Raw genomic sequence first — 13,600 nt, forward strand, 5'->3', positions numbered from 1 at the left:
CTGATTACCGATACCCAGCGTACCTGATACGCTGGGTATCGTGAACATCCTTTCAGTAGAGGGCCAGAAGACTGCCGACGCCGCCGTGGACGGCAGAGCTTCCCGCTGGCAGACCCATCGTGAGGAGCGGCGCCGTGAACTCATAAAATCCGCCCGCAAGGCGGTTCACGCGCTGGGCAGTGACGCTTCTATGGAGGAAATCGCTGCTGCAGCCGGCACCTCGAAGTCAGTTTTTTACCGATATTTCGGCGACAAGGCAGGACTCCAGCAAGCCGTTGGAGAGGTGGTCCTGAACCAGATGCAGCGCCGCATTCAGGAGGCCGCCCAGAGCGCGCAGACACCCCGGGAGGGTTTGTTCGCAATGGTTTCGGCGTACCTGCAGATGGCTGAAACAAGCCCCCGTGTCTACACGTTTGTCACGAAATACTCCGCTGCCGAGTCGGACCATACCGGGGCTGCCATTGCCACAGCGGGCGCTCTGGGCCACTTCTTTGAAGCCATCAGCGACATGATCGCCCGCCCGATGCGCGCGCATCTGGGTGGAGGCACCGGCAAGGAGGCCGTCATCGGCTACTGGCCGAATGCGGCCATTGGCTTGGTCAGGAATGCGGGTGAACAGTGGCTGGCGAGCCCTGCTTCACCCGACAAGCCCGACCAAGAGACCATGGCGCGGCAAATCACCTCCTGGTTATGCGTCGGAATAGCTCCGGAACTGGAAACCACCACCCTCGCTTTGTCCAAGCCACCATCAAAAACGTAGAAGAACCTGTCAAAACTCTTCAGGACGTTGCCAGAAAAACAGAAGGAACAAACATGACAGAAGTAGTGGACCGCGCCGGCGCCAACTCCGCAGTTGTCAGTGCACCCCGGGCGATCACGGGCCACCCGGCCGTTGATGTTGCCGCGCTGGGCGAACAGCTCCTGGGCAAGTGGGCGGACATCCGGAGGCAGGCCCGGGACCTCTCTGCCCGTCCCGAGCTACACAAAACTGAAGGCCTTACGCACACAGAGCATCGCAAACGTACTTTCCGCCAGCTCCGTTACCTCGTGGACAACGGTGCCGTCCATCGTGCCTTCCCAGCGTCGCTTGGTGGATCAGATGACCACGGCGGAAACATCGCAGGGTTCGAGGAGCTGGTGACGGCGGATCCGTCGCTGCAGATCAAGGCCGGTGTGCAGTGGGGCCTCTTCGGTTCCGCGGTGATGCACCTGGGCACTGAGGAGCACCACCGCAAATGGCTGCCCGGCATTATGAACCTGGACATTCCTGGCTGCTTTGCGATGACAGAAACCGGCCATGGCTCGGACGTCGCCAGCATCGCCACAACTGCCACCTACGAGCCTTCCACCCAGGAATTCGTGATCAACACACCGTTCAGGGCGGCTTGGAAGGACTACATCGGCAATGCGGCGATTGATGGCCTGGGTGCCGTGGTGTTCGCCCAGCTCGTGACTTTGAGCGTAAACCACGGGGTTCATGCGTTCTATGTCGACCTGCGTGATCCTGACACCAAAGAGTTCCTTCCCGGCATCGGTGGTGAGGACGACGGCGTCAAGGGCGGGCTCAACGGCATCGACAACGGCCGTCTACACTTCTCCGCCGTCCGGATCCCTCGTACAAACCTCCTGAACCGCTATGGAAACGTCGACGTCGACGGGACCTACACCTCTCCCATTGCCAGCCCCGGCCGCCGGTTCTTCACCATGCTTGGAACCCTGGTCCAGGGACGTGTGTCCCTTGATGGTGCCGCAGTGGCGGCCAGCAAGGTTGCCCTGAAGACGGCTATCCAATACGCCACAGAACGACGCCAGTTCAATGCCTCCTCGCCCACGGAGGAGGAGGTTCTGCTGGATTACCAACGGCACCAGCGCCGTCTGTTCACCCGTCTGGCAACCACGTACGCCGCGAGCTTTGCGCACGAACAGCTGCTGCAGAAATTCGACGACGTTTTCTCCGGCGCCCATGATTCCGACGCGGACCGCCAGGATCTGGAAACCCTCGCCGCTGCCCTCAAGCCCTTGAGTACATGGCACGCGCTGGACACCCTGCAGGAATGCCGCGAAGCCTGTGGTGGGGCCGGCTTCCTGATTGAAAACCGCTTTGCGTCACTGCGGGCAGATCTCGACGTCTACGTAACGTTCGAGGGCGACAACACTGTCCTGTTGCAGCTTGTTGCCAAGCGGCTTCTCGCCGACTACGCGAACGAATTCCGCAACGTGGACTTCGGCGTGTTGGCCCGGTATGTCGTGGGCCAGGCGGCCGACGTCGCGATCCACCGCACCGGCCTGCGCCAGGTGGCACAGTTCGTGGCCGACACCGGATCACCCCAGAAGGCAGCAATAGCGCTTCGGCACGAAGAGGGCCAGCGCGCATTGCTGACCGAGCGCGTCCAATCGATGGTTGCCGAGGTGGGTTCAGCGCTCAAGGGTGCCAACAAATTGCCCCAGCACCAGGCCGCGGCAGTTTTCAACCTCCACCAGGACGATCTGATCGACGCGGCACAGGCCCATGCCGAGCTGCTCCAGTGGGAGGCGTTTACGGAAGCACTGAGCCAGGTAGCTGATCCGGGCACCAAAACTGTGCTTACCTGGCTTCGTGATCTCTTCGGCCTCTCGCTGATAGAGAAGAACCTCTCCTGGTACCTGATGAACGGCCGGCTGTCCATGCAGCGCGGACGCACTGTGGGCGACTACATCAACCGGCTGCTTATCAAGATCCGGCCCCACGCGCTGGACCTGGTTAACGCCTTCGGCTACGGCCCCGACCATCTGCGTGCAGCCATTGCGACGGGCGCTGAGAAGACCCGCCAAGACGAAGCCCGCGATTATTTCCGGAGGCAGCGGGCCAGCGGCCAGGCGCCTGTTGACGAGAAAGCCATCCTCTCGCGCCAGTCGGGTGGAAAGCCAACGCAGAGCTGACTCCAACACAATTCCGGCAATTTACCCGGCAGACAACGACGGCGCCGCTCCCCTGTTGAGGGGAACGGCGCCGTCGTCGTCGTTTAGCTTTTACCCCGATCGGTCGCGCATGTTACGCGAGCCGGGCGAATAAGACGCCTGACGTCAGGACAGTACAGAGCGGTAAACCTGAAGGGTGGTTTCCGTGATGGATTCCCAGGAGAAGTGCTGCTCAGCCCTGAGCCTGCCGGCCTTGCCCATGGCGCGGGCGCGCTGCGGATCCGACACCACCTCTGTAAGGGCGGCTGCAAATTCTGTCACGAACTTCTCCGGATCCAGCGGGGTTCCAGTGCCGTCAGTGACCTGCTCCAGCTCAACAAGCAGCCCTGTTTCCCCGTGCTGGACAACCTCGGGAATCCCGCCCGTTGCGCTTGCCACAACCGCGGCACCGCAGGCCATCGCCTCGAGGTTTACGATTCCCAAGGGCTCGTAGATGGAGGGGCAGGCGAAGGCGGTTGCATGGCTGAGGACCTGGATGAGCTCATGGCGGGGAAGCATTCGCTCCACCAGCACCACTCCAGTGCGCTGCTTTTGCAGTTCCTCGATCAGCCGGGCAGTTTCCGCTGCAAGCTCGGGCGTGTCGGCCGCCCCAAGGCAGAGGACCAGCTGGACGTCGGCAGGGAGCTTGGCCGCGGCACGAAGCAGATATGGCACGCCCTTTTGGCGCGTGTTGCGTCCCACGAACACCGCACTCGGCAGCTCAGGATCAATGCCGAGAGCCCGAATGGCATCGGTGCCCTCGTCCCGGCTCCACAGGCTGACATCGATGCCGTTGTGCACCACCTTGACCTTCTCAGGATCAACGTCGGGATAGCTGCGCAGGATGTCCTGGCGCATACCTTCAGAGACGGCGATGATGGCGGCGGCTGCCTCGTAGGCAGTCTTTTCCACCCACGAAGACAATGCGTAGCCTCCGCCCAGCTGCTCGGCTTTCCAAGGGCGCAGCGGCTCGAGGCTGTGGGCGCTAAGAACGTGCGGGATACCGTGCAACAGGGATGCCAGATGGCCTGCCATGTTTGCATACCACGTGTGCGAATGGACCAGGTCCGCACCTGCAATGTCCGGCACTATACGCAGATCGACGCCCAGGGTCTGGACGGCAGCATTAGCACCCCCAAGATCGTCCGGGACGGAGTAGGAAGTCACTCCGGCACCGTGGTAGTCGGCGTCCCGCGGAGCTCCGAAGGCCCGCACCTGAAGATCCACGTGCTGGGCCAGCACACGGCTCAGTTCAGCCACATGGACTCCGGCGCCGCCATAGATCTCAGGCGGGAATTCTTTGGTCACAATGTCTATACGCACGCTACCCAAGGTAGTCGTTCCCGCTTAACTGTTCTAGTGTGAAGGAGTCCGGGCTTACCGGGCTGTTGGGGAGTGACGAAGGCGTACAGGGAGCGACCACATGCCGTTGAATAAGAAAGTTTTGGCCATTGTCCTTGCAGGCGGCGAGGGAAACCGCCTCATGCCGCTTACGGCGGACAGGGCCAAACCCGGGGTTCCTTTTGCAGGCAGCTACCGGCTCATCGACTTTGCATTGTCGAATCTGGTGAATTCCAGATACCTGCAGATCGTGGTTCTCACTCAATATAAATCCCACAGCCTTGACCGACATATCTCCGAGACGTGGAGGATGTCTACGCAACTCGGGAACTACATTGCTTCGGTTCCGGCGCAGCAGCGCGTAGGCAAGAGCTGGTTCCTTGGCAGCGCAAACGCCATCTACCAGTCCCTCAACCTGATCCACGACGCCAACCCCGACATCGTCGTCGTGGTTGGAGCGGACCACGTGTACCGGATGGACTTCGCCCAGATGGTGGAATCGCACGTTGCGAGCGGGGCCAAAGCCACCGTCGCTGCCGTCCGCCAGCCACTGAACATGGCGGACCAGTTCGGCGTCATCGAAGTTGACCAGGACGATCCCCGCAAGATTGCGGCTTTCGTGGAAAAGCCTTCCAGCACTCCTGGCCTGGCTGCTGATCCCACACAGTTCCTTGCCTCCATGGGCAACTACGTGTTCGACCGGGATGCCCTGGTGGATGCACTTCAGGTCGACGCGGAGCGTTTGGACACCAAGCACGACATGGGCGGGGACATCATCCCCTACTTCGTTGACCGTGGAGAAGCCGGAGTCTACGACTTCACCCTCAACGACATCCCGGGCTCCACTGAGCGTGACCGTACATACTGGCGGGACGTCGGAACTATCGATTCGTTCTACGACGCCCACATGGATCTCATCTCGCCCCTGCCTGTCTTCAACCTCTACAACTCGGAATGGCCCATCTATACCCGCCAGACCATCTCGCCGCCGGCAAAGTTCGTCCGCGGTGGCAACAACGCGGTCGGTACTGCCTTGGATTCAATCGTCGCGAGCGGCGTGGTGATCTCCGGCGGCATTGTCGAGGGGTCCGTGCTCTCCAACGACGTCTACGTGAGCACCGCCAGCCGCGTCCTGGATTCGGTTCTGATGGATAAGGTGCAGATCGGCGAAGGCGCCGTGGTGAAGCGCGCCATCCTCGACAAGAACGTGAAGGTACCTGCCGGCGCCACCATCGGACTGGACCCCGAACTGGACCGGGCCCGCGGCTTTAAGGTCACGGAATCCGGCATTACCGTGCTCTCCAAGGGCCAGCAGGTCCCCGAACCGGGTGACGATGAGAAGGCACTGGCCGCAGCAAACCTGCACCTTGTGCCCAATGCTGTGCAGGCCGCGACCGAGAACTATCCGGAGGTCCGGGAATCCGTCGAAAAGGCCGCTGAGGTCCAGGCCGCAGGAGCAGTTGCCCCGGCGTCCGCCAAGGAATCCGTCACTACGCGTTCGTGAAAGACGCCCATACCTGAAGCAGGGCAGGCCGGTGCTCCTCAGGCTGTAAAATCGGAACAATGAACTCCCCCGATCTGACGCCTGAGGAAATCCAGGCCTGCCTCAAGGTTCTGAACACCATTCACGCCTATGACGAAGAGCACCCGGACTATGTCTCGGTGCGCCGCGCCACCGGAAAAATGTTCAAAGCTGTCAAAAGGCACCGCCGGGTCACCAAACGGGATTTGATCTCCGAAGCAGACCGGGCCGTGATTGCGCAAACTGCAACTGCAGCCCCGGACCGGATAGATGACGAGACCCGGGGCAACAAACTGGAACCTTCTGCCACTGGCAAAGTGGCAGGGCACCTGATCAGGTCCCGTCCCTGCTACATCTGCAAGCAGCACTACACCCAGGTGGACTCTTTTTACCATCAGCTGTGTCCCGAGTGCGCCGCTTTCAACCATGGCAAACGGGACGCCAGGACCGACCTCACCGGCCGCAGGGCACTCCTGACCGGCGGCCGGGCGAAGATTGGCATGTACATTGCGCTTCGGCTCCTCAGGGACGGTGCCCACACGACCATCACCACCCGGTTCCCCAAGGATGCTGCCCGCAGGTTCGCTGCCATGGAGGACAGCGGGGACTGGCTGCACCGGCTCAGGATAGTGGGCATTGACCTGCGTGACCCGTCCCAGGTGATGGCACTGACGGATTCATTGAATGAAGCCGGTCCCCTGGACATCATCATCAACAACGCCGCACAGACCGTCCGACGGACCGGAAACGCCTACAAGCCGCTGGTGGACGCTGAGGACGAGGCCTTGCCTGTTGCGTTGGAGGCCGCCAACGGCGGCCCGGAGCTTGTCACCTTCGGCCACGCCCATGACAAACATCCGCTGGCGTTAGCAAGCAGTGTTCTGGAGCATCCGGTCCTTGCCGGCGATGCCATTACGTCCCTTGCACTCTCCACCGGTTCCGCGTCATTGGAGAGGATCGCATCAGGAACAGCGATCGACGCCGGCGGGCTGGTCCCCGATCTCGCGACCATCAACAGCTGGACCCAGGTGGTGGACGAGGTGGATCCGCTGGAAATGCTTGAGGTTCAGCTCTGCAACGTGACGGCGCCCTTCCTGCTCGTCAGCAGGCTCCGTGAGGCCATGAAGCGGTCGACTGCCCACCGTAAGTACATCGTGAACGTCTCTGCGATGGAGGGGCAGTTCTCCCGTGCGTACAAGGGCCCCGGCCACCCCCACACGAACATGGCCAAGGCTGCTCTGAACATGATGACCCGCACCAGTGCTCAGGAAATGCTGGAAACGGACGGCATTCTGATGACTGCAGTGGATACGGGCTGGATAACGGATGAGCGCCCCCACTTCACTAAAGTGCGCTTGATGGAGGAAGGGTTCCACGCACCCTTGGACCTGGTGGACGGCGCCGCCCGTGTCTACGATCCGATCGTGATGGGCGAGAACGGGGAGGACCAATACGGCGTCTTCCTCAAGGATTACCGGCCAAGTCCCTGGTGAACCGACAAGAGGCGTGGGTCCCCGGACCCCGCTCGGCAGAAACCGGTAGGGTGCAGTAGATAACGGGTGGAACATCAGGGTCACCGATGCCGTCGATCCACTTTTGAATAGCAGGACCAACGGCCCTTGTCCGCCAATCTCCGGTGACCGAGAATTGCAGAGCCTGACGGGGAACCTTATTGTTTTTTCATCGGGCGGCGACAATGAAGCCCCATCGCAGTGCCTTCCGTGAGCCCCTAAGCAGCGGAAGTCCTGTTCACTCGGAGATGGCCAACGTGGCCGGACAGAAGGATCATGCTTCCTCGTCAAGACAGCCCATCAGATGTACCAGCCCAGGCACCGGACCTGATCCGGGTTTTTATTCTCGATGATCACGAACTGGTACGACGCGGCCTCCAGGAACTGCTGGAGGACGAAGGATTTCTGGTGGTGGGCAGTTCGGGCTCCGCTGTGGAGGCGACCAGACGCATTCCGGCCCTGCGGCCTGACGTCTGTGTTCTCGATGCCAGGCTTCCCGATGGCACAGGCATTGAGGTTTGCAGGGACGTCCGCTCAATCGATCCGACGATCAATTGCCTCATCCTGACAAGTTACGACGACGAGCAGGCCTTGCGCGGGGCGATCTTGGCAGGAGCCCGGGGGTACGTCCTCAAAGAAATCGGCGGGACGGATCTCATCGGAGCGCTCAGGCGTGCCGCTGCCGGGGAGTCACTGTTCGAGCACGGCGTGGTTGCCAGTACGGTTCAGAAACTGGTCTCGTTTTCCCCGCCAGACCCTAATGTTTCCGCGCTGACCCCACAGGAACAGCGCGTTCTTGAACTTGTTGGCGGCGGCCTGACCAACCGGCAAATAGCAGCGGAAATGTTCCTCGCGGAAAAAACCGTCAAGAACTACGTTTCGTCCCTTTTGGCTAAGCTCGGATTCGAACGCCGCACACAGGCCGCCGTATACATCGCCAATAAAACCGCGAACAAAACCGCCATGGCCTCTCCCGGGACCACACCCGGCAAGTAAGAGTCCACCCTTCAAACGGGACTTCATGGGCCGGGCTGTACGGGTACTGACCACTCCAGCCTGGTGCCCGTTCCTTCTCCACTGGAGATCGTGCAGGTGCCGCCCATCAGCTGCGCCCGGTCCTCCATGTTTGTGAGGCCGTTTCGTCGCTTGAGCTCGGTAAAACCAATACCATCGTCAGCAATGGCAACCACAGCCCGTCCGTCTCCGACAGTCACCGAGACCTCGATGGATCCCGCACCGGAATGCCGGATGGCATTGCTCAGTCCCTCCGACACCACAGCGACTATATTGTCCGCAATCTCCCCTGCCAGAGAATCCACCGGTCCCCGGATAGTTAGGCCGGGTGAGAAGGGCAATGACTTGGCTGCGCTCATGGCGAGTTGACGGATTCTGCTGCTGAGGGGCTCTGATTCCCCTCCGCTTGTCCTGAGGAAATAGATGGTGTCGCGAAGGCTTCTGATGACCTCATCCAACTCTCCGGTGATGGCACGGATGCGTTCCAGCGCCCGGGCATCCCCCGTAAAGCGATTGAGGCTCTGGACGCTGAGGCCTGCGGCAAAAAGCCGCTGGATGACGAGGTCGTGCAGGTCCCTGGCAATCCTGTCCCGGTCGGTGAATACGATCAGCTGCTCCCGGAGTCTGTGGACGCGCGCCAACTCAAGGGCCAGCGCAACGTGGGATCCGAACACTGCTCCCATCTCCACATCCGTGCGGGAATACGGACCCTGGCCGCCGTCGCGCATCAGCAACAACAGCCCGTGATGCGCGCCCTGGGTACTGAGAGCGACGGCGAGGAGCGGGCCTTTCGCTGTCAGGCTGACAGGGCCAAGCACTTCGGCCGTCTTGTCGAAAACAACGGGATCCCCACCATGAAGCACGCCCTCGAGCTTCTTAACGTCGAGTTCAAGCCGCTTGCCCTGGTACTGGGCGGAGTGCTTACCCGCGGCGCCCGCCACAATATATTCGGTCCCATCCTCCGAGGGCGCAGCGATGAGAGCCAGTACTGACCCGGATTCGTGGAGGGCACGGTCGGCAATAGGATCCAGGCCTCCAGAGGAGTAGTAGTGGTCGCTGCCCAACATCAGGCCCGAGACCTCCATGCACGCCTCCAGCCACAGGGCCCGACGCCGGGCGTCGTCGTAGAGCCGGGCGTTTTCTATCGCCACCCCCGCGGCGGCGGCCAGCGCCATCGCAAGTTCCTCATCCTCGACCGTGAAATCACCGCCACCGTGCTTCTCAGTCAGGTACAGGTTGCCAAAAACGACACCACGGACCCGTACGGGAACACCCAGGAAGGTCCGCATTGACGGGTGGTGCTCAGGGAAACCGTAAGCCTCCGGATGTTGCCGGAGGTCGTGGAGGCGAAGGGGGCGCGGATCCCGGATCAGGAGGCCCAACACGCCGTGCCCTATGGGAGGCGGGCCTAGCTGGCGCTCCAGTTCGCCGTCGATCCCCACACTGACAAAGGTGCTGAGGGCCTGATTTTCGCCAATGACACCGAGGGCGCCGTAACGGGCATGGAGGAGCCGGCAGGCGGATTGAACAACCCGCTCAAGCACGGCATCCAGGCTGAGGTCTTCGGCTACCGCTACGACTGCTTCGAGGAGCCCTGCCATCCGTTCCTGAGACTGGAGAAGCTCGCCCGCCCTGGAAACAAAATCCTTCAGGAGGTCTTCGATCCGAAGGCTCCCTGAAACATATGGCTGGGCGGCGTCGTCGTCCTCATGCATCTCCGACCCCAATTCCTTGCGGCGGAACTGTGCCCCGCCTCTGGTGTCAGAATACTCCGTGCCGGGTTTCCTGCAGTCCTCCGAACAGGACGACAACGTCGAAGAGCTAAGCAGCAGTCATCGAGTCAGGCGAACCGGGTGATCTCCACGCTGACATTGAGTGCCGACCCGCCGCCACCTGACAGGATCCCCTTCAGGGGCGGTACATCACGGTAGTCCCGGCCCCGGGCAACGGTGACGTGGAAGTCGCCCGCCGGCTTATGGTTGGTCGGATCCCAACTGCGCCATTCTCCGTCCCACCACTCCAGCCACGCGTGGGACTGGCCGGCCACAGCCTCGCCGATTTCCGCCGTCGAACGAGGGTGAAGGTAACCGGAGACGTACCGGGCGGGGACACCGCAACTGCGCAGTGCACCAATCGCGAGGTGCGCCAGGTCCTGGCACACACCCTGGCGCTGGGTCCAGGCTTCCTCGGCGTTTGTGGTCACGCCAGTGGTGCCCTTCATGTACGTCATCTCGCCGCGCATCCATTCAAAGATGGCAAGGGCCGCTTCATGCGGCGAGAGGCCGGCGACGACACCGGGGATGATGCCCAGGACTTCGGTTCCCGGTCCGGTGAGCTGGGACTGCGGGATCCAGTCGCTGAACCTGTTCAGCGTTTCGGACTCGGTCAGCACTTCCCAGCCAACGAGGTCAGCTTCGGACGGAACCCGTTCCACCCGATGGATTTCTACCGTGGTGGTGGACAGGACCTCCAGATGCTCGTGCGGCATCTGCACATCGAACGCTGTGACCCGGGTACCCCAGTAGTCGCGATAGCTGCTGACGGCGGCCTGGCTTGGAGAGACCTTCATGGACGATTCCAGGACTACCTGCTGCGGATCAGTCAGTGGCGTCATCCGGGCTTCGTTGTAGGACAGCGTGACCCGCTTGTTGTACTTGTAGCCGGTCTTGTGGACGATCGTGAGACGGGTCATGAAACTTCTCCCACCCAGGCAAGTTCGTCCGCCTGATTGAAGTATTTACGGGATATGGCGTCCGATGCCTGGGAGACCGCCTTCTGGACGCGCTCCATGTGTTCGGGCAGCTCGGACATCAGGTCATCAGTGCGGTGGAACTCCAGGAATGTGCGCGCCTGGCCCACGATCCGGCGGGCGTCGTTGATGAATCCGACACGTTGGGCTGACGGATCCAGCTTGGCAAGGCATTCATCGGCATCTCGCAGCGCGTACACAATGGACCGCGGGAACAACCTGTCCAGCAGCAGGAATTCGGCGGCGTGCTGGTCGCCGAAGGCCGCCCGCCGGGTGCGGAGAAAAGATTCATAGGCACCGGCGCAGCGGAGCATGTTGACCCAGGACATGCCGGCCGACAGGACATCCCGGGTGGAAAGCATGCGGGCAGTCATATCGGCGCGTTCCAGGGATCTGCCAAGGACGAGGAACAGCCAGCTGTCGTCATGGCTCACGGTGGTGTCAGCGAGGCCGCTGACCATGGCCGTACGCTCCAGCACCCAGTTGCAGAAACGGTACGTCCCCACGACGTCTTTACGGTGCTGGTTGAGCCCGTAGTACGTGGTGTTGAGGCTCTCCCAAAGTCCTGACGAGACAGTCTCCCGGGCGCGCCGGGCGTTCTCCCGTGCAGCTCCCAGGGAGCCGGCGATGGAGGTGGCACTGTGCTTGTCATAAGCCAAGGCATGCAGAAGCTCGTTGAGCCCGAACTCTTCGCTTTGAGGCCGGGCACCCATGACGGCCAGTAGCGCCTGGGCGACGCTGTGCTGCTCCTCCATAGGCAGGTGGTTAAGCCGCTCCAAGTGGACGTCAAGGATGCGGGCTGTACCGTCTGCCCGTTCGACGTAGCGCCCGATCCAGAAAAGGGACTCGGCAATTCGGCTAAGCATTCGCGGTTACCTCCTGCGGGTCCGAAATCTGTGTTGGGGGAAGTACGTTCACGTCAACGGTCCGGCTCATTGCTGCTGCTGCTCGCTCTGGCGATCGCGCCAGTTGCTTTCCACGGGCCAGACTGATACGCGTTCGCGAACGGTAATAGTGGGACGCGGCAGGGTTTCCACGGGGACCTGTGGGGAATCCGCGAGCACCCAGGTGTCCTTGGAGCCGCCGCCCTGGCTGGAGTTGACGATCAGCGACCCTTCCTTGAGCGCCACACGGGTGAGACCGCCGGGGAGCACCCAGACGTCGTCGCCATCGTTGACAGCAAAAGGGCGGAGATCAACGTGCCGGGGACCAAACCTATCACCGCTGAGCGTAGGAACCGTGGACAGCTGAAGCACTGGTTGGGCAATCCAGCCGCGGGGGTCGGCGATGACACGTTTGCGAAGTGCCTCAAGTTCGTCTTTGGAGGCGTCCGGACCGATGACCAGGCCCTTTCCTCCCGAACCGTCTACCGGTTTGACGACCAGCTCGTGCAGCCGGTCCAGGACGTGTTCCCTGGCTTCCTTCTCCTCGAGCCTGAAGGTATCCACGTTTGCAATAACCGGTTCTTCGTTGAGGTAGTACCGGATGAGGTCCGGAACGTAGCTGTAGACAAGCTTGTCGTCGGCCACTCCATTGCCCACCGCGTTGGCGATGGTCACTCCGCCTGCCCTGGCAGCATTCACCAGGCCGGGACAGCCGAGCATGGAATCCGAGCGGAACTGCAACGGGTCCAGGAATTCGTCGTCGATACGCTTATAGATCACGTCCACGCGCTGTTCGCCGGCAGTGGTACGCATGTAGACCCTGTTGCCGCGGCAGATCAGGTCACGGCCCTCAACGAGCTCGACACCCATCAGGCCGGCCAGCAGGGTGTGCTCAAAGTAGGCGCTGTTGAAGACACCCGGTGTGAGGACAACAACTGTGGGATCGTCGACGCCGGACGGTGCGGTCTTGCGCAGGGCAGAAAGGAGACGGCGCGGGTACTCCTCCACCGGCCTGATGAGCTGCTGGCCAAAGGCTTCGGGAAGCCCCTTCGCCATCGCCCGGCGGTTTTCGAGGACATAGCTGACGCCTGAGGGGACACGTACGTTGTCCTCCAGCACCCGGAACGTCCCCTCAGCGTCGCGGACCACGTCAATGCCTGAGATATGAACGCGTACGCCACCAGCGGGCTCGAAGCCGTGTACTTGGCGGTGGAAGTGAGCGCTCGTGGTGATCAGCTGTCGTGGAATGACGCCATCCGCAACCACCGTCATTTTGTCGTAGACGTCGTTGAGGAATGCTTCGAGGGCGCGGACCCGCTGCGCCACTCCCCTTTCGAGGACGCTCCACTCATCTGCCGGGATTACCCGGGGGACGATGTCCAGGGGAAACGGCCGCTCCTCACCTGCGTAGTCGAACGTCACGCCGCGGTCCAGGAAGGTCCTTGCCATCGAATCCGCACGGGCGCTGACATCGGCGAGGGACAATTCGCTCAGCGCGTCAGCCACCTGACCGTATGATTCGCGCGCCAGCTGGCCGGGCGCGAACATCTCGTCGTAGGCGCCGCTGCGCCCTGCGGCTGCGGAGTAATCCTGGAATAGGTCAGACATGTCCAATAGCCAACCATCTTTTTGTTGCGAAATC

The 13,600-nt window shown here is 61.7% G+C and carries 10 protein-coding genes; 5 read left to right on the forward strand and 5 right to left on the reverse strand.

The genetic code is table 11. The annotated features are described in order from the left end of the window. Positions 1–40 precede the first annotated feature (40 nt). Positions 41–760, forward strand: coding sequence for a TetR/AcrR family transcriptional regulator (locus M1E05_RS10895; RefSeq protein ID WP_458113992.1), 720 nt, complete (start codon positions 41–43; stop codon positions 758–760). A gap of 53 nt (positions 761–813) precedes the next feature. Beyond that, positions 814–2,919, forward strand: a complete 2,106-nt coding sequence (locus tag M1E05_RS10900; protein ID WP_461162924.1) for an acyl-CoA dehydrogenase family protein — start codon at positions 814–816, stop codon at positions 2,917–2,919. Positions 2,920–3,063: 144 nt separating this feature from the next. On the opposite strand, the gene glgA is transcribed toward M1E05_RS10900, so the two are convergent. After that, positions 3,064–4,260 carry a glycogen synthase gene (gene glgA / locus M1E05_RS10905; protein ID WP_461162925.1) on the reverse strand — a complete coding sequence of 399 codons (1,197 nt, stop codon included), beginning with the start codon at positions 4,258–4,260 and terminating at the stop codon, positions 3,064–3,066. A 100-nt stretch (positions 4,261–4,360) separates the two neighbouring features. Here glgA and glgC point away from each other — a divergent pair, with 100 nt between their 5' ends. The 3 genes from glgC (at position 4,361) to M1E05_RS10920 (ending at position 8,307) form a co-directional block, all read left to right on the forward strand. Next, complete coding sequence (gene glgC / locus M1E05_RS10910) at positions 4,361–5,782, forward strand: glucose-1-phosphate adenylyltransferase (protein ID WP_458113995.1); 1,422 nt, start codon at positions 4,361–4,363, stop codon at positions 5,780–5,782. A 59-nt stretch (positions 5,783–5,841) separates the two neighbouring features. Next, positions 5,842–7,293, forward strand: coding sequence for an SDR family NAD(P)-dependent oxidoreductase (locus M1E05_RS10915; protein ID WP_458113996.1), 1,452 nt, complete (start codon positions 5,842–5,844; stop codon positions 7,291–7,293). Positions 7,294–7,587: 294 nt separating this feature from the next. Then, positions 7,588–8,307 (forward strand): response regulator, encoded by a 720-nt coding sequence (locus M1E05_RS10920; RefSeq protein WP_461162926.1) that lies wholly within the window; start codon positions 7,588–7,590, stop codon positions 8,305–8,307. 23 nt (positions 8,308–8,330) lie between these two features. Here the strand turns inward: M1E05_RS10920 and M1E05_RS10925 are convergent, their stop codons facing one another. The 4 genes from M1E05_RS10925 to M1E05_RS10940 all read right to left on the reverse strand — a co-directional run bounded on the left by M1E05_RS10925 (position 8,331) and on the right by M1E05_RS10940 (position 13,566). Then, the gene (locus M1E05_RS10925) at positions 8,331–10,040 is read right to left on the reverse strand and encodes a GAF domain-containing sensor histidine kinase (RefSeq protein ID WP_458113998.1); all 1,710 of its coding nucleotides are present in this window, start codon (positions 10,038–10,040) and stop codon (positions 8,331–8,333) included. A gap of 125 nt (positions 10,041–10,165) precedes the next feature. Further along, positions 10,166–11,017, reverse strand: coding sequence for a transglutaminase family protein (locus M1E05_RS10930; RefSeq protein ID WP_461162927.1), 852 nt, complete (start codon positions 11,015–11,017; stop codon positions 10,166–10,168). Further along, positions 11,014–11,940 carry an alpha-E domain-containing protein gene (locus M1E05_RS10935; protein WP_461162928.1) on the reverse strand — a complete coding sequence of 309 codons (927 nt, stop codon included), beginning with the start codon at positions 11,938–11,940 and terminating at the stop codon, positions 11,014–11,016. Before M1E05_RS10935 ends, M1E05_RS10930 begins: the two co-directional genes overlap by 4 nt. A gap of 66 nt (positions 11,941–12,006) precedes the next feature. Beyond that, positions 12,007–13,566 (reverse strand): circularly permuted type 2 ATP-grasp protein, encoded by a 1,560-nt coding sequence (locus M1E05_RS10940; RefSeq protein WP_458114000.1) that lies wholly within the window; start codon positions 13,564–13,566, stop codon positions 12,007–12,009. Positions 13,567–13,600 lie beyond the last annotated feature (34 nt).

The organism is Arthrobacter sp. R4-81, from assembly GCF_054792365.1.

What these genes read in the sequence shown, in the direction of transcription:
- M1E05_RS10900 (WP_461162924.1), top strand. Translation starts at nt 814, where the DNA reads ATGACAGAAGTAGTGGACCGCGCCGGCGCCAACTCCGCAGTTGTCAGT.
- glgC (WP_458113995.1), top strand. Translation starts at nt 4,361, where the DNA reads ATGCCGTTGAATAAGAAAGTTTTGGCCATTGTCCTTGCAGGCGGCGAG.
- M1E05_RS10915 (WP_458113996.1), top strand. Translation starts at nt 5,842, where the DNA reads ATGAACTCCCCCGATCTGACGCCTGAGGAAATCCAGGCCTGCCTCAAG.
- M1E05_RS10920 (WP_461162926.1), top strand. Translation starts at nt 7,588, where the DNA reads ATGCTTCCTCGTCAAGACAGCCCATCAGATGTACCAGCCCAGGCACCG.
- M1E05_RS10925 (WP_458113998.1), bottom strand. Translation starts at nt 10,040, where the DNA reads ATGCATGAGGACGACGACGCCGCCCAGCCATATGTTTCAGGGAGCCTT.
- M1E05_RS10930 (WP_461162927.1), bottom strand. Translation starts at nt 11,017, where the DNA reads ATGACCCGTCTCACGATCGTCCACAAGACCGGCTACAAGTACAACAAG.
- M1E05_RS10935 (WP_461162928.1), bottom strand. Translation starts at nt 11,940, where the DNA reads ATGCTTAGCCGAATTGCCGAGTCCCTTTTCTGGATCGGGCGCTACGTC.
- M1E05_RS10940 (WP_458114000.1), bottom strand. Translation starts at nt 13,566, where the DNA reads ATGTCTGACCTATTCCAGGATTACTCCGCAGCCGCAGGGCGCAGCGGC.